Genomic DNA, 16521 nt, shown 5'->3' with positions numbered 1-16521 from the left:
TTTTTACCGCTCATTTACATATACTTATGCTAAACAGACGATATCTTCGAATTAAAATAATGCAAGCCTTGTATTCTTTTTTACAATCTGAAAATGAAGAGGCAGACAATGCCGAACGTCAGTTAAAAAAAAGCATTGAAAAACTCTACGAATTATTCATCTTCCAACTCAGTATTTGCACAGAATTGGTAGACTTTGCAGCCAACCGATTTGAAGACGCTAAATTAAAATTTTTCCCAACTGCCGACGAGCTTAGCCCTAATACTAAATTTATTGATAATCAATTTATAAAACTTTTATCGCAGAACATTGATTTTAGAAGAAAAATTGAATATTACTCCATAAACTGGTCAAATGATATTGAATTCATTCGTAAATTATTTCAACAAATTAAAGAAAGTAAAGTCTATCAGGAGTATATTGCATCAGACAACATTAATTTACAAGAAGATATACATTTTTTTAAAACTATTTATAAAAAACATATTTTTACTTCCGAAATTTTGCAAAGTATTTGCGAAGAACACAGCATTTATTGGGTTGACGATTTTGATACTGCTGCGGTTTTTGTAATAAAATTTATTGATTCAGTAGGTACTGCTTTTGATTCTTCAACTCTGTTACCAACATTATTTAAAAGTGACGGAACAGACGAAAAAAATGAAGATGAATTATTTGTAAAGAATTTATTTCGAAAAACCTTCGTTAACAGCAACCGGTTTGATTCTTTGATAGCCGAAGCACTCAAAAACTGGGAGCTCGAACGTATTGCCTTAATGGATATCATCCTCATTAAAATGGCATTATGTGAATTCATTGATTTTCCATCTATTCCGGTAAAAGTAACAATGAACGAATACATCGAAATTGCTAAAATGTACAGTACTCCGCGAAGCAGTATTTTTGTTAACGGAATATTAGATAAATTGGTGGTAGATTTGAAAAATCAGAAGAAAATTGTTAAAATAGGGAGAGGTTTGATGGAATGAAAATCTCAGAAAGTAATGTAATTTTCAGAGACTTCAACCAAAGTGATTTTGAACAAATTGAATCGCTTTGGTTTGAAATCGGGCTTGGAAGCAAACAAAGAGCAGATGACGCAAACGTTATCATGCATACTCTTGCCCGGGGAGGAAAATTTATTGTTATGGAAAGTTCCGCTTCAGAAATAATGGGCACATCATGGATAACCTCCGACGGAAGAAGAAGCTACCTTCATCATTTTGGCATTAAGAAAAAATACCAGCACAAGGGCTGGGGAAAATTATTGTTACAAAAAACTCTTCACTACATCAATGAAATGGGTTTACAGGTAAAAATAGAAGTACATGCAGAAAACATATATGCAATTCGACTGTATGAAAAAATGGGATTCAAACCATTAGGTAATTATAATATATACATAATCAGAAATTTAAATAATACTAACTCTATGGGTACAATGTAAATTCCTTGCAGAAATTTTGTAGTTTTGCAATCCAAACTTCCACATTAAATGAAAAAACAATTCATACTTTGTATTTTAGTAATCTTTGCCGGACTTTATAATTCCTGTAAGAATAAATCAGCAGAAACAGAAGAGCAAATTTCTACCGGAATAATCAATAATCCCAATTCTGCATCAGCAGACAATACTTCCAGTTCCGTTCCGGTTATAGCTTTCGAAAAGGAAGAACACGATTTCGGCAATGTAATTCAGGGAGAAAAAGTTTCCTTTTCTTTTAAATTCAAAAACACTGGGAATGCCGATCTTGTAATATCAAGTGTAAGCACTTCATGCGGTTGCACTGTTCCACAGTACCCCAAACAATCAATTAAGCCAAATGAAGAAAATTATATTACCGTTCTTTTCGACAGCCAGGGGAAAAAAGGATTTCAAAATAAAAGTATTACAATAGTTGCCAATACCCAACCCAGTACCAAGGTATTACACATTGAAGCACAAATAACTGAACCATAATCAAATAACTACTATAATTAATACACAATGAATATGTTACAAACAACCTTACTCATGGCACCACAGCAACAAGGATCTGGTGCAAGCCCTTATTCTTCTTTAATTTTTCTCGGTTTGATAATTGTAGTTTTTTACCTTTTCTTTATACGCCCCCAGGTAAAACGTTCAAAAGACCAGAAAAAATTTCGTGAAAATTTAAAAATTGGTGATAAAATTATTACCATTGGAGGTATTCATGGTAAAATTGTTGAAGTGCAGGAAAAAACCTTCTCGATTGAAGTTGAAAACCATGTACGGTTAAGAATTGAAAAATCAGCCGTTGCGATGGACACCTCAGCTCAACTCTCCGAAAACAAATAATTCAGCAGATTAAAAAGTACTTGTTAAAACGATGAGGGCCTCAGATACCGCAAACAAAATAAAACTTCGGTTTAAAGTTACGGTTTTCATCGTTTGTTTAATTATTTCCATTTGTACCTGGCTTGTTATTAAACTTTCAAAAGACTACAATGTAATTCTTGACTATCCGGTAACTTTTTCCCATTTTCCCAAGGAATTGGTAATGATAAACCAAATAGATTCAAACCTTCACCTTAATGTTTCTATCAAAGGTTTTGAATATATTTTCAAGAAATATTTTATAAAGAATAAAAATCTTAACATCCAACTTCCTGATTTGAGTCCCAGTAAAAAAAAAGAGGACTATCACGCTCTTTTGCTAACTTCCGAATTGCTTTCGCAGATACAAACGCAAACCAATTTAAGCAATAGGCTTATTTCCATTCAACCTGATACGCTTTTTTTCAGAATGGAAAAAAGACATTATAAAAAGGTACCCGTACACCTCAATCTGAACCTTGAGTTTAAAAAACAGTATCAGCTTTATGACAACATTGCATGTGAGCCTGATAGCATTATAATATCCGGCACTTTAGAAGAAATTTCTAAAATACAAAAAGTAGAAACACAAAAAAAAGGGCTCAGTAATGTGGAAAAAAGCGAGACCTTCTCTGTCAAAATAAAAAGGCCTAAAACACGGGTGCCTGTAAAATTATCGAAAAATACTGTTAATGTGTTTGTTCCTGTTGAAAGGTTTACGGAATCTTCCTTGTTATTACCAATTGATTTGAACATGTTTCCCGAATATCATTTGCGGACTTTCCCTGATAAAGCAAAAATAATTTTCAGGGTAGCCATGAAAGACTATAAAAAAATAGACCCGGCTATGTTTGCAATAACAGTTGACCCCGTGGGTATTACAACAGGAGCTAGTAAATTGGATATTGTTGTCCACAAGTATCCTTATTTTATTTCTAATATTGTTATTGACCCAAAATCTGTAGAGTACATTTTGTTAAAATAATGATAAAGATAGGACTTACCGGCAGTATAGGAAGTGGAAAGTCAACTGTAGCTCAGATTTTCAAAGTATTGAATATTCCTGTTTACCATGCTGACCAGGAATCCAAGAAATTTCTGGATGACGAAACGATAAAACAACAATTACGTAAATGCCTGGGAAATAATATTTTTAAAAATACAGGATTGATTGACAGGGTTTTATTGGCAGAAGTTGTTTTTAATTCTTTTGAAAAGCTTGCTTTCCTTAACAGTTTGCTCCATCCCATGGTAAAAAAAGATTTTCAGCTATGGGCAATACATCAACAGGCACCTTTAGCTGTTTTAGAGGCTGCTATACTTTTTGAAAGCGGATTTAATAACTTATTTGATAGAATTATTACAGTAAGTGCCCCTGTAAATATTCGAAAACAAAGGGTTATAGAAAGGGATTTTCTTTCGGAGAAAGATTTTTTTCTTAGGGAACAGCACCAATGGGGTGATGAAAAAAAATGTAGCCTTTCTGATTTTATAATAATAAACGACGATCAGCATTTGATTGTACCTCAGGTTTTATCTATTTATAACCAGATTATTCAGGATTATCCTCCCCATGAACCAGTGAAACCATGAATTTTTAAACAAATGTACCTGATGAACGTTTTATATAACAATACATTTCTTTTCAAAAAAACAAATCAAAAAAATCTGATCAAATCATTATAATAATAAACTCTAATTTAATGGAAATCTCAAAAAACAAAGTTGTAACGTTGAGTTATGTATTAAAATTAAATGATAGCCAAGGCGAAATTGTAGAAACAGTAACCAAAGACCAGCCTTTTGTACATATGTTTGGTACAGGAAATCTTCTCGAATCTTTTGAGCAGAAACTTAATGGGAAAAAAACTGGTGAACTTTTTGAATTTGCACTTACCTGCAACGAAGCATATGGGAATGTGAATGTAAATGCCGTAGTGAATCTCCCTATTAGCACTTTTATTGTTGACGGCAAAGTGGACTACAATTTACTGCAGATAGGGAATGAAATTCCAATGCAAAACCAAGATGGACAACCGTTATATGGCTTAGTTGTTTCCATTGATAACCAAACTGTTTGTATGGATTTTAATCACCCGTTAGCAGGAAAAAACTTACATTTCGATGGAGAGGTTATTAACGTAAGAGAAGCAACTCCGGAAGAATTATCGCATGGACATGCACACGGTGTAGGAGGACATGCGCATTAATTTAACAATTGCAAAAGAAAAACGGCTGCTCTTTTATTAATACCTGGTAAATCTTTTTTCCATTCATCTATTGTTTTTGTTGAAATATACTGTTTCGGAAGAGTTAAATCGCAGGCAATACACAGCAAAGTATTTTTTTGGCAGGTTTGCAATAAAGATGTAAGTAACTGCATATTACGATAAGGAGCTTCGATAAATATCTGCGTTTGATTTTCTTTTTTTGATTTTTGTTCTAATTCCTTAATCTTCAAAATCTTTTCTTGATTTTTGATGGGAAGGTACCCACAAAACGAAAAATTTTGTCCATTAAGTCCCGAAGCCATCAATGCAAGCAAGATAGATGACGGACCTACTAATGGTATTACTTCTATTTGCTTTTCATGGGCTAATTTTACTATTTTATTGCCAGGGTCGGCAACGCAGGGAACTCCTGCTTCCGACATCAACCCAATATCATTACCTTTTTCAACATCATTGAGATAACTGAAAATTGTATCATCCGGGGTATGTTCATTTAATTCCATGAAAACAACTTCATCAAAATTCTTCAAGTATCCTATTTTCCGAAGAAACCGCCGTGCTGTCTTCACTTCTTCAACAACAAAACCAGTAAGATGGGAAATGCGTGGCAACAATCCTGCCGGCAAAACATCTTCAGGGTTTGTATTGCCCAAGAAAGTTGGAATAAGAAATAATTTCCCGGATTTTTTTTTCAAGTTTATCAATTTAGTCCATTAAACATCTAACCGATTTCCCCAATACCTTTTCATCGTATGTATAAAAAACTGCATTAAAAGTATTAAGCATGTGAATTTGAAATGCATAGCCTGTTTCTTTGGAAGTAGAGCTCCAAAAATACACATAGGTACCTTTGTTGGCAAAACTTCCATCGGTCAAACGTTCACCACCCAACAAAGCATTAAAACCTGCCGAACCTCCGTCTTTTAGAAAAATTGCGGCATAAAGGTTACCTCCCAGGTATTCAACAAGTGCGCTCCATTCCGATTCCGTGGGAACATGCCAACCTACAGGGCAAATTCCCTGAGAGCCTTCTTCTTCTGTATAATTCATCATTTCATTCCACTGGTACAAACCTCCATACAAATTGCAGTTTACCTGGCTGTTTCCATAACAATATTTTTCAATTATTTCGTTATCAGCTTGGTTACTAGCACTGGTACTTGAAATAATCATTTCGCCAATGTCAATGTTTTCTGCCATCCAGCATTGCTGACCAATCACGACCGTAGTATACGATTTCCCATCACGTTCATCGAACAAAGTTGTGGGACATTGCTGAACAGAGCCTTGTGTCCGGAAGTGCCAGATAGCACTTTCTGAATTGTTACTATGATTATCGGAAGCAATTATTTTCCAATAATATGTTTTACCCGCTTCCAGAGTACCCGTATCATAGCTTGTTTCGCTTAAATCACTTGAAACAAGGGGAGGATCTGCAGAATCGCCGAAAAATATTTTATAAACAACCGGATCACCATCCGGATCGCTGCAATTCCAGGATAAAACAAGCTGGGTTAGTTGTCCTGTTGCATTGTTAGCAGGAATGGGATTAGAAGGTTTCGATGGCGGATTATTAACATAATCAGCCACAACAAAAGTTCTTGTGGTTACAGAAACATAACCCTGGCTATTTCTTACCTTCAAAATTACCGTTTTATTTCCTGGCAATACATAATGATAATGTACAATTGGTGTTGCTTTACAAACCGTATCCCAGACCCCATCACCGTTAAAGTCCCAGTAATATTCCTTGATAACTACTTCTGTACCTTCTCCTTTGTAACTTGGGGAAGCGTCAAAAGTAAAAATGGCATTAATATTTCCGTTTTCGGGGGTTACAGAAAATGCAGCAGTCGGTAAATCAATATTTTTTTTACAGGAAAAAAATAGAATTATCATGGATACAGATAACAGTAAAGCCCAATTTCTTTTGAACATAAAGCTATTTTTTAATAATTCATGATAATTAATTAATTTATCCTAATTATTTTTCTTAAAAATATAGTATTGTTAAGAATAAATTTTATATAAAACATACCGGAGGCTTTACCAAAATGAGTTTTATTAATTAAAAGATGATGTTCTCCGGCAGATTGTTCTTCGTTTGTAAGCAATTTAATAAAGTTTCCAGTTATATCAAAAAGCTCAATTTTTACATTTGATTGAGCAGGTAGTGTATAAAAAATCCATTGTTCATCATCAGAAGGGTTGGGAAAAACTTCTGTGCGATATTTGGCATCGTATTCATCAATACCGGTAGTTTTAACATACACAATAATACTGCTTGTGTCAGAATTGCAGCCCATCGGATCAATAGTAACAACATTTACTTCGCCGGTGCCTACTTCTCCCCAATGTACGTAAATATTATTAGTTCCCTGCCCTGCCGTGATGCTGCCATTGGTAACCCACCACAAATAAACAACATTAACGGTTTGGTTTACCGTATAGTTATAATATTCAAATTGTTTAACGGATTGTGGTCCAACAATAGAATAAGACTCCGGGCTTCCAAGTACTACTACTTTTTGAGAAGCCGAAGGGGTAGTGCTTCCATCATTAACAATTACCGTATAAATTGTTGTAGTATCTGGATATACCACTGGATTAGCAATTTGCGATGAAAAGCCAGCAGGAATCGACGACCAATAATAAGTATAACTTCCCGAACCGTATTGTGCATTAGCCTGAAGTTGAACCATCTTACCCCTACATACAGTATCCGGATCAGCAGTAACATTTATTTGAACCGGGCCCATTGTTACATTAACATCTATTTCATCACTGCTTATACAACCTGTTTCCTGATTTGTAACGTAAAGAATAAAGGTGATCGTATCTTCAAGAACAACTGTTTCTACATCCAGACTGTGTGGATTTGAAACCATGAAAGCAGGCTCCCATTGAATATAGTAAGTTCCTGCCGATGGGGTTACTGTTGCATGTAAGTTTGTACTATTCCCTATATATACTTCCTGGTCTTCTCCAGCATTAATAACAGGAGCATTATGTATAGTTATGTCGAGAGAATCTGTAACAAAACCACAACTCTGAAAGCCGTTAGCAGTTAGAATTAGCCGTACACTGCCATTAGCAATATCCTCGCTACCGGGTATATACACAGAATTTAAGGAAGATGTATTTGTAAAAGTACCATCCCCCCGCGTTGTCCAAAGCAAAGACTCATAGTGTAGGGCTGTTGCATTAAAATACGCAGAATCACCACTGCATATTTGCTGATCATTTCCTATATTTATTTCCGGTACTTGGTTGATAGTAATTGTCATTGCATCCACACCAGATGTTGTACAGGGCAATAATGACCATGCATATAACGATAGCGTAACTACTCCATCCAAGATGTCATCATTGCCGGGAGTATAAATTGCATTTAAACTATCAGAATGGTCAAACACGCCATCTCCGCTTGTTGCCCAGTTGCAAAAATTTGAAAACATTTTCGAACCATTCAACTGGTAAGTGTCTCCGGCACAAATTTCAGCATCTTCCCCGGCATTAGCTACTGCAATACTACTTATTTCGAGATAAAGACTATCAGATACATAACTTAAGCAGGGAGAAACAGAAAATGCCTTAACAATTAAAGTAACACCTCCATCGTTTATATCCTGACTTCCAATGGTGTAAGTAGCATCTAAACTATTTCCGTTAACAAATGTGCCATTGCCTGTTGTTTCCCATAAAATTGAACTAAAATTTGTGCCCTGCGCATTTAACGGGTAAGATGTTTCGTCTTCACAAACCAAATTATCTATACCTGCAAAAATCGAAGGTTGTTGTAGAATAGAAAGCGTAAGTGAATCTTCGGAATAGCCGTTGCACAGAGAAGTGCCATTAGCTTTTAAAGTCAAATACACATTACCATTCTGAATATCAATAGATCCAGGGTTATATTCTGTATTTAACGATGTTGCATCAAAAAAAGTTCCATCACCGGAAGTCATCCACAATACAGAGGAATAGTCAGTAGCAGAGCCATTGAGTTCGAACGACTGATCCATACATATAATGCCTGAATTTCCGGCATTTACAGTAGGAGCTAAGGCAAAACTTAATACCATGCTGTCTGTTTTTCCTTCAGGGCATGGGGTAATCGGTGTAACAGAAACAGTTAAGGTAACACTACGGTTTATCAAATCGTTTGTACCAGGGGTATATACGGGTGTAACTATGGAATCGTTGCTAAAACTACCATCACCCGAAGTTGTCCATTGCACATAAGAAAAGTGCGCTGCTGTAGATAGAATGGCATATGTAGCATTATCACAAATACTTGTATCAGGGCCAGCATTTACTTCAGGGAAGCTTTCTACCGTTAATAACATATTGTCAATCACATTGTTTGGACAGGAGCCTCCGCTTGAGGCTGTGAGAGACAGAACAGCCAGTCCATTTGCCTTATCAAGAGTACCCGGTGTATAATTAGGCGTAAAAATTGTATCATTATCAAAAAAGCCATCACCTGAAGTTGACCAGAGGATAGATGAAAAATTACTTGCTGAACCGCTTAAATTGTGAGTCCCGTTATTACAAATAGTTGCATCGGGACCTGCATTTACATACGCCGATTTAATAATCAGCAGTTGTAAATCATCTGAAACAATATTTGAACAGGGCGCAATAGGATAGGAAGTTAAAGTTAATATAGCAAATCCAGTCTGGATATCAGCAATTCCGGGGTAATATAAGGGATTTAAAATATAAGGATTACTAAAATAACCATCACCATCGGTCGACCATATTATAGTACTTTGATAAGTAGCTATCCCATTAAGGGAATATGAATTTCCCTGACAAACAGTATCATCATGGCCTGCCTGTGCAGTGGGAGGCTGGAAAACACTCACTTGTACGTCGTCGCTCACCATATTTATACTGTCTGTAACTGTTACGGTATAGGTAGTTGTAATACCCGGAATAACAGAAGGATTACGCAGGTTGGAAGTAAATCCGGGAGGAACCGAAACCCATGAATAGGTGTAATTACCAGTGCCTCCTGTAGCTACTGCATCTAATTGTGAAGCGGTTCCGGCACATACAGCAGTAGGGTTTGCCGTCGCATTAACAGAAAGCGGTTGTGCCAGACTTTCATTTTCAATAAAAAACATCAAGACACAAAAAACCTGTAAATAAACACTTATTTTGCATCTTCTGCGGAGAAAACGGGAAATACTGTATGCATGTAATATTTGGGGCATAAAAACTTACTTTTTTTAAAATTCAAATTTAATAGAAAAAATCAGAAAAACTCCACAGACTGCACCTTTTGTTGAAATCTATTTTCATTTGTTAATAAAATAATCAGGTTTCTTGCCTAATATTCCTATCCATTTATCATAAAATTGCATTTTTAACGTTACTGAATTAATAATTTATACTTTTACACACTAAAATAAATTTTCGTGAAAAAAAGAGTTACACTGGTTTTTGTTTGTTTAATAACATTTAATTGTCTAACTTTTAATAGCTTTGGGCAAATTGGAGGCGATTATACATATAAATTTCTTACTTTGCCTAATTCAGCACGTATTGCAGCAATGGGGGGCAATTTTTTAGCTATTTCTGATAATGATGTTGCATTAACATTGACTAATCCATCTCTTATTAGTAAAGAAATGAATAACCAATTAGCGTTAAGCATTGTTGATTATTATACTGATATTAACTACGGCTTTGCGATGTATTCACGAACTTTCGATAAATACGGAAGTTTTACCGGCGCCATGCAATATATTGACTATGGTAAGTTTACCTATGCCAATGAAAACGGAGAGCAGAATGGAAATTTTAATGCTGGAGAATATGCACTTCAATTAGGTTGGGGGAGAAAACTTGACTCATTGTTTACTATTGGAGCTAATGTAAAAGCAATATATTCCAACTTTGATGAGTACAATTCCTTTGGAATTGCAGTTGATGTTGCTGGAACTTATTATAACCCACGCACGTTTTTTACCATGTCGCTCATTGGAAGGAATATAGGCAGGCAAATAACTTATTATGACAACAATAACGAACCGTTGCCATTTGAATTACAATTTGGATTATCAAAACGTTTACAACACCTCCCATTTAGGTATTCAATTCTTATTACTCACCTCGAAAAATGGGATCTTACATACACAGACCCCAACGACAATACCAGCGTTGACCAGCTAACAGGAGAACCAAAGAAAGAAGGAGACTTTGATAAATTTGGAGATAAGTTGATGAGACACATTATCATAGGAGGTGAATTTATACCCACAAAAAACTTTAGTATCCGCTTAGGGTACAATTATCAGCGTCGGCAAGAAATGAAAGTTGAATCTAAAAGAGGTACAGTAGGCTTTTCCTGGGGTATCGGGTTCAGGGTTTCCAAATTTAATTTCAGTTATGCCCGTTCTGCATATCACCTTGAAGGTTCACCCAATTTTATTACCATTTCCACACACCTTTCCGATTTTTATAAAAAATCAAAATAAACTATTTCTGATCCTTTCGTGAATTTTAGTTATTTTTACTGCCTGTAATTTTTTTGGCATTGGAAGTAACGATTGATCCCCATTCAGGTTTTTGTTTCGGAGTAGTTAATGCCATTCAGGTAGCTGAAACCGAGCTTACAAAAAACAATCATCTGTATTGTCTTGGAGATATTGTTCATAACACAGAAGAAGTTAGTCGTTTAAAAAAAAAAGGACTTGAAATTATTGATCATCAATTATTCGAAAAGCTATATAATTGTAAAGTCCTTATCCGTGCACATGGGGAGCCCCCGGAAACCTATCGCATTGCCTTGCAAAATAATATAGAATTAATTGATGCTTCGTGCCCCGTAGTTCTTAAACTTCAGACAAGAATAAGAAAGGGTTACGAAGAAATGAAATTTGTTAATGGTCAGATAGTTATTTATGGCAAAGAAGGACATGCTGAAGTAAGGGGATTAGCCGGTCAGACACAAAATAAAGCAATAATTATTAATAATATTAACGACCTAGATAAGATTGATTATTCAAAACCAATTCGCCTTTTTTCCCAAACGACCCAAAGTACTAAAGGGTTTAATGAACTTATTGCCGGAATCAGCCATAGGGTTAACAATACTGATTATTCACAACACGGTACTTTTTTAGCATTCGACACCATATGCAGACAAGTTGCTAATCGGGCTCCGCATTTGAAAAAATTCTCAGCAAATCATGACGTTATAATTTTTGTAAGCGATAAAAAAAGCTCCAACGGATTATTTCTTTTCGAAATTTGCAATGCTGAAAATCCTAATACTTATCTTGTTTCTTCACAAAATGAAATAATACATTCCTGGTTTCAAAACGCTAATTCTATAGGTATTTGCGGAGCCACTTCTACTCCAATGTGGCTGATGGAACAAGTAGCTAATTATATCAATAATATTATAATTGATTCTATAAAATAAATTTTCAATATTATAATACATAATGTATTTAAACAAACTAACTCTTCATAATTTTAAAAATTATACATCAGAAGAAATTAATTTTTCTAATAAAATTAACTGTTTTATTGGAAATAATGGTGAAGGTAAAACCAATCTTTTGGATGCAATTCATTACTTATCCTTTTGCAAAAGCTTTTTTAATTCAATAGATTATTTGAATATTAGGCATGATGAAGATTTCTTTGCTCTACATGGATTTTTCACTATAAACGGAGGCACTCAGGACAATATCAGTTGCATCCAGAAAAAAAATCAAAAAAAAATATTTAAAATTAATCAAAAAGAATATGAAAGACTTGCCGACCATATAGGGCTTTATCCTTTAGTTATGATTTCTCCATATGATAGAGATTTAATCAATGAAGGTAGTGAAATACGCAGAAAATTAATTGACAGTGTCATTTCCCAATTTAATAGAACTTACCTGGAAGAACTAATACACTACAACAGAATCCTGTTTCAACGTAATGTTTTATTAAAAGAATTTGGTGAACGTAACATTTTCGATTATTCTGCCCTCGAAATCTGGGATACACAACTAATACATTTTGGTAATTTAATTCATGAAAAAAGAAATGTATTTCTTAGAGAATTTATACCACTATTTTCATATTACTATAAGTTAATGAGCAACAGTAAAGAAAGCATTGACATTGTGTATGAATCTCAACTAAACTATAATTCTTTTAATAAACTTCTTACCAACGCATTAGAAAAAGATAAAAATTTTCGGTTTTCAACAGTAGGGATTCATAAAGACGATTTGCTTTTCAACATTAATGGTTATCCTGTTAAAAAATTTGGCTCACAAGGGCAACAAAAAACTTTTGTCGTTGCAATAAAACTTGCACAATTTGAATATACAAAAAATAAAAAAGGATTTAAACCTTTGCTTTTATTTGATGATATTTTTGACAAACTTGATGATAGCAGGGTGGAAAAAATTGTTAAATTGGTAAGTGAAGACAATTTCGGGCAAGTATTTATCACAGATACGCAACTAAAACGTATTGAAAATATTTTTTCTCAACATGAAATCGAACATAAAATATTCTTTATTGAAAACGGTAAAGTTTCACAAAAATAGTTGACATAATTTTAAAGCAAGTCCGTATGTATTCTGACGAAAAACCCCTCAGGGAAGCTATTGAGGATTTCCTGAAAGCATTTAAACTTAATGATAAAATTAACCAATCGCGGATTATTGCTTCCTGGGAAAATGTTGTAGGAAAACTTATTGCAAAACACACAACAGATATTAAGATTAAAAATAAAACTTTATATATAAAACTTGACTCTCCTGCTATTCGTGAGGAACTTTCTTACGCAAAATCTAAATTAATTAAAAATCTGAATAAAAAAGCTGGGATCGAAATTATTTCAGATATTATTTTTCGATAATTTCTCTGCCAACCGTTTTCACATCAAACGCATCACGTAATGCGTTTCCAACAAGCATAAAAGCAAGCACCATCAACATAATAGCTATTCCGGGAATAATAGCTAAATAGGCATAATCCAAAATAATATATCCATAATTTTCTTTAATCATTGTGCCCCATGAAGGCATTGGGGGTTGAACCCCTATTCCCAAAAAGCTTAATCCTGCTTCAATGAGAATTGCAGAAGAAAAATTTGCAGCAGATATTACAATAATTACTCCCATTATATTGGGAAGAATGTGTTTAAAAATTGTTTTACTATTTTTAAATCCTAAAGCTTTACATGCCTCAACATAGTCCTTTTCTCTCAAGCTAAAAATTTGTCCGCGTGTAACTCTGGCTACTTCTACCCACATAGTCAATCCCACGGCAATAAAAACCTGCCAAAACCCTTTTCCCAAAGCAAAAGATATTACAATTACCAATAATAAAGTAGGAACAGACCAAACAACATTAATTAACCACATGATGGCATCATCAATCCATCCACGGAAAAAGCCCGCAAGTGAACCCATGAAAATACCAATTACGAGCGAAATTAATACAGAAATACACCCTACCGACAAACTCACCCTTGTTCCAATCATTAACTGACTAAGGACATCTCTTCCATAACGATCCGTTCCCAGTAAAAAATGTTTTCTTACTAAACTATTTTTATTTATTGTTTCTATAATTTTATTAACTGCTTTCTTATCTTTCGTTCCCGTATTTTCAAATACAATTTTTTTACTATTTGTTTTTAGGGTTTCATTTGCAGAAGTAGAAAAAATAACCTCATTTAATGGCAAATACGAAATGATGGCTTTAGCTTCATGTTTTCCAGAATAAATAGTATAATATATTTTATCATCACTAAATATATAACTATTTATTGGAATATAATTATATTCACTACTTTTACCATATATCATTTTTTCAAAAAAACTTACTTTTTTCTCAGTTTCTTTTTTCCTTACTTTAAGCATCAACACAGAAAAACCCGGTTTCTGTAAAGCAATTTCCAAAATCTGATTATTTGCGTATGGCGTTGCATCCGGAGTTATCAGGTATCCTGTAACTGCAATAAAAGTAGCAAAGGTTATTAAAGACAATGAAATAAGGGCAAGTCCGTCTCTGCAAAATTTACGCCAAGTTAATGCAGATAGAGAAGAACTACCTGCTTGGTATTTTTTCTTAAAAAACACAATTATAATATCTAATACGATTTATCACCTCCCAAAATACTACCTAAGAGCCCTCCGCCTATACCCGCAATACCCGATTTTTCATCCCTGTTCGACCAGCGGGCAGCATTAACGATTCTATCGGCTAACCTACTGAAAGGCAAGCTTTGAAGATAAACAAGCCCAGGACCTGTAAGTTGAGCAAGAAATAATCCTTCGCCACCAAACATAGCATTTTTAAAACCTCCAACAAACTGGATATCATAATCTACCGAAGGAGAAAAAGCAACAAGGCAACCGGTATCCACTCTTAGGGTTTCACCCTGACGTAATTCCCTTTTAATAATAGTACCTCCTGCATGTATAAATGCACGTCCTGTTCCGCTTAATCGTTGCAAAATAAATCCTTCCCCACCGAAAAGGCCTGCACCCATTTTTTTTGTAAAAGCTAGATCAATATCAATTCCATTTGCGGCACACAAAAATGCATCCTTCTGGCAAAGAAAAGTTCCGCCTAACATATCTAATTCTAATACAATAATTTTCCCGGGATAGGGCGCTCCAAAAGCCACGTGTCCTTTACCATAACCTGTATATATAAATGAAGAAATAAAAAAACCATCTCCGGATATCATACGCTTTAATCCCTTGAACAATCCCCCACCAGTACTGGTTTGCATTACAATTCCTTCTTCCATATACATCATTGCTCCAACTTCCGCTCTTACTCCTTCATTAGTATCAAGCTCTATTTCGACAATTTGCATATCGTTACCAAAAATTTTAAAATCAACTATATCAGTCATATAAATATATTTTATTTTTTCATTTTTGCAAATTTAAGGTAATTCTGCGTACAAACAATCAATCACAGATATTGAAAAAAGAAAAAATTATCGATTAATTTCCGTTTCAATTTATAAATAAAAGAAAAAATTACTATTTTTGCACTCCTTTTCATGGTGGATATAGCTCAGCTGGTTAGAGCGTCGGATTGTGGTTCCGAAGGTCGTGGGTTCGAACCCCATTATCCACCCTAAAACATTGCAATTTACATATTTACAATGTTTTTCTATTTTATAAAGTAAGTAGCTTGTCAACGTACATTTATACTCATTCTTTTTGTATTATTGTTTATCCCGGAATAGTTTTAATCAATATTATTTTAATATTTATATAAACAAATCAATATATTTATATTGTAAATTTTATTTTTTTTGATTTACTATTAATAATGCATACATAATATGTTGATTAACATATTATTTTTAATTATTTATTATTTTATATTAAAATTTATATAATAAAGTATGTAACTTTGTATTAAGTTGTTAAAATTTTAAAATGTCCCATTTTAAAACTAAAGTATTTTTTTTGGGATTATGCATTTAAAATTTCAAAATCCTAACTACCTGATAATATTATATTTAAAAATAGTTAATTAACTGGCACATTAATTGAAAATTAATACTACCTAAAATTTACATAATTAAGTAAAAGATGAAAAAACTATTATTATTTTTGGTTATAGGGTTTGTCGTTTTTTCGGCATGTAAAAAAGACAATGATCCTGCAATAGTTCCCAATCCTACTCAAATGGAAGATTTGAAAATCAATAAAAATTTTGATTGGAAAACTTCAAAAGATTACCAGTTTACATTTACCGGAAAAGTAAATAAAGTGGTAAGAATTGTTTCATCTGATGGAACAATTTATCATAAAGCATTCTTAAAAGCCAATATACCTTACACTATAAAACTTTCGCTTCCATCTTATCAATCAATGATTTATTTGATGTATAATGGGCAAAGTACTGAGTGTGTTTTAGATAAAACAAACATTGTTTATAATTTTAAATAAATTGTTT

17 protein-coding genes and 1 tRNA gene are annotated in these 16521 nt (G+C 33.9%); 13 read left to right on the top strand and 5 right to left on the bottom strand.

Annotated features, from left to right (window positions below; genetic code table 11):
* Positions 1-59: 59 nt before the first annotated feature.
* From nusB to M0R21_00660, 7 genes are all read left to right on the top strand, one after another.
* Positions 60-989 (top strand): transcription antitermination factor NusB, encoded by a 930-nt coding sequence (nusB, locus tag M0R21_00690; GenBank protein MCK9616332.1) that lies wholly within the window; start codon positions 60-62, stop codon positions 987-989.
* Positions 986-1447: a GNAT family N-acetyltransferase gene (locus M0R21_00685; GenBank protein ID MCK9616331.1), complete on the top strand. Its 462-nt coding sequence runs from the start codon at positions 986-988 to the stop codon at positions 1445-1447. The genes nusB and M0R21_00685 overlap by 4 nt, the downstream gene beginning before the upstream one ends.
* A gap of 48 nt (positions 1448-1495) precedes the next feature.
* Positions 1496-1960, top strand: coding sequence for a DUF1573 domain-containing protein (locus M0R21_00680; protein MCK9616330.1), 465 nt, complete (start codon positions 1496-1498; stop codon positions 1958-1960).
* Positions 1961-1987: 27 nt separating this feature from the next.
* Positions 1988-2320 carry a preprotein translocase subunit YajC gene (yajC, locus tag M0R21_00675; protein MCK9616329.1) on the top strand — a complete coding sequence of 111 codons (333 nt, stop codon included), beginning with the start codon at positions 1988-1990 and terminating at the stop codon, positions 2318-2320.
* A gap of 31 nt (positions 2321-2351) precedes the next feature.
* Positions 2352-3323 carry a hypothetical protein gene (locus M0R21_00670; protein ID MCK9616328.1) on the top strand — a complete coding sequence of 324 codons (972 nt, stop codon included), beginning with the start codon at positions 2352-2354 and terminating at the stop codon, positions 3321-3323.
* A complete protein-coding gene (gene coaE, locus M0R21_00665; protein MCK9616327.1) occupies positions 3323-3931 on the top strand; it encodes a dephospho-CoA kinase in 609 nt (202 codons plus the stop codon). Before M0R21_00670 ends, coaE begins: the two co-directional genes overlap by 1 nt.
* A 110-nt stretch (positions 3932-4041) precedes the next feature.
* Complete coding sequence (locus tag M0R21_00660; protein ID MCK9616326.1) at positions 4042-4548, top strand: FKBP-type peptidyl-prolyl cis-trans isomerase; 507 nt, start codon at positions 4042-4044, stop codon at positions 4546-4548.
* Here the strand turns inward: M0R21_00660 and M0R21_00655 are convergent.
* Genes M0R21_00655 through M0R21_00645 form a run of 3 tightly spaced genes read right to left on the bottom strand, consistent with a single transcriptional unit; the run spans position 4545 to position 9788 of the window.
* Complete coding sequence (locus tag M0R21_00655) at positions 4545-5264, bottom strand: SAM-dependent methyltransferase (protein ID MCK9616325.1); 720 nt, start codon at positions 5262-5264, stop codon at positions 4545-4547. The two genes, M0R21_00660 and M0R21_00655, sit on opposite strands and share 4 nt — an antisense overlap.
* Positions 5265-5274: 10 nt before the next feature.
* A complete protein-coding gene (locus M0R21_00650; protein ID MCK9616324.1) occupies positions 5275-6507 on the bottom strand; it encodes a PKD domain-containing protein in 1233 nt (410 codons plus the stop codon).
* Between the two features lie 32 nt (positions 6508-6539).
* Positions 6540-9788 (bottom strand): T9SS type A sorting domain-containing protein, encoded by a 3249-nt coding sequence (locus tag M0R21_00645; protein ID MCK9616323.1) that lies wholly within the window; start codon positions 9786-9788, stop codon positions 6540-6542.
* A gap of 204 nt (positions 9789-9992) precedes the next feature.
* Here M0R21_00645 and porQ point away from each other — a divergent pair, with 204 nt between their 5' ends.
* Genes porQ through M0R21_00625 form a run of 4 tightly spaced genes read left to right on the top strand, consistent with a single transcriptional unit; the run spans position 9993 to position 13447 of the window.
* Positions 9993-11054, top strand: a complete 1062-nt coding sequence (gene porQ / locus M0R21_00640; GenBank protein ID MCK9616322.1) for a type IX secretion system protein PorQ — start codon at positions 9993-9995, stop codon at positions 11052-11054.
* Positions 11055-11113: 59 nt separating this feature from the next.
* Entirely contained in the window at positions 11114-12004 is an 891-nt protein-coding gene (locus M0R21_00635; protein MCK9616321.1) for a 4-hydroxy-3-methylbut-2-enyl diphosphate reductase, read from the top strand.
* A 22-nt stretch (positions 12005-12026) separates the two neighbouring features.
* Positions 12027-13133 carry a DNA replication and repair protein RecF gene (gene recF / locus M0R21_00630; GenBank protein MCK9616320.1) on the top strand — a complete coding sequence of 369 codons (1107 nt, stop codon included), beginning with the start codon at positions 12027-12029 and terminating at the stop codon, positions 13131-13133.
* A 26-nt stretch (positions 13134-13159) separates the two neighbouring features.
* Positions 13160-13447 (top strand): DUF721 domain-containing protein, encoded by a 288-nt coding sequence (locus M0R21_00625; protein ID MCK9616319.1) that lies wholly within the window; start codon positions 13160-13162, stop codon positions 13445-13447.
* Here the strand turns inward: M0R21_00625 and M0R21_00620 are convergent.
* Positions 13434-14675 (bottom strand): ABC transporter permease, encoded by a 1242-nt coding sequence (locus M0R21_00620; GenBank protein MCK9616318.1) that lies wholly within the window; start codon positions 14673-14675, stop codon positions 13434-13436. The two genes, M0R21_00625 and M0R21_00620, sit on opposite strands and share 14 nt — an antisense overlap.
* Positions 14676-14686: 11 nt before the next feature.
* The gene (locus M0R21_00615) at positions 14687-15460 is read right to left on the bottom strand and encodes a TIGR00266 family protein (protein ID MCK9616317.1); all 774 of its coding nucleotides are present in this window, start codon (positions 15458-15460) and stop codon (positions 14687-14689) included.
* A gap of 156 nt (positions 15461-15616) precedes the next feature.
* On the opposite strand from M0R21_00615, the gene M0R21_00610 reads away from it, so the two are divergent.
* Together M0R21_00610 and M0R21_00605 are read left to right on the top strand one after the other, a co-directional pair.
* Positions 15617-15690: transfer RNA gene (locus tag M0R21_00610), tRNA-His, on the top strand.
* 464 nt (positions 15691-16154) lie between these two features.
* Positions 16155-16514, top strand: a complete 360-nt coding sequence (locus M0R21_00605) for a hypothetical protein (protein ID MCK9616316.1) — start codon at positions 16155-16157, stop codon at positions 16512-16514.
* The last annotated feature ends 7 nt before the right edge of the window (positions 16515-16521 follow it).

The organism is Lentimicrobiaceae bacterium (genome assembly GCA_023227965.1).
Classification (GTDB): Bacteria; Bacteroidota; Bacteroidia; order Bacteroidales; family JALOCA01; genus JALOCA01.
The sequence above is the reverse complement of the archived record's forward strand: the minus strand, read 5'-3'. Positions and strand labels throughout refer to the sequence as shown.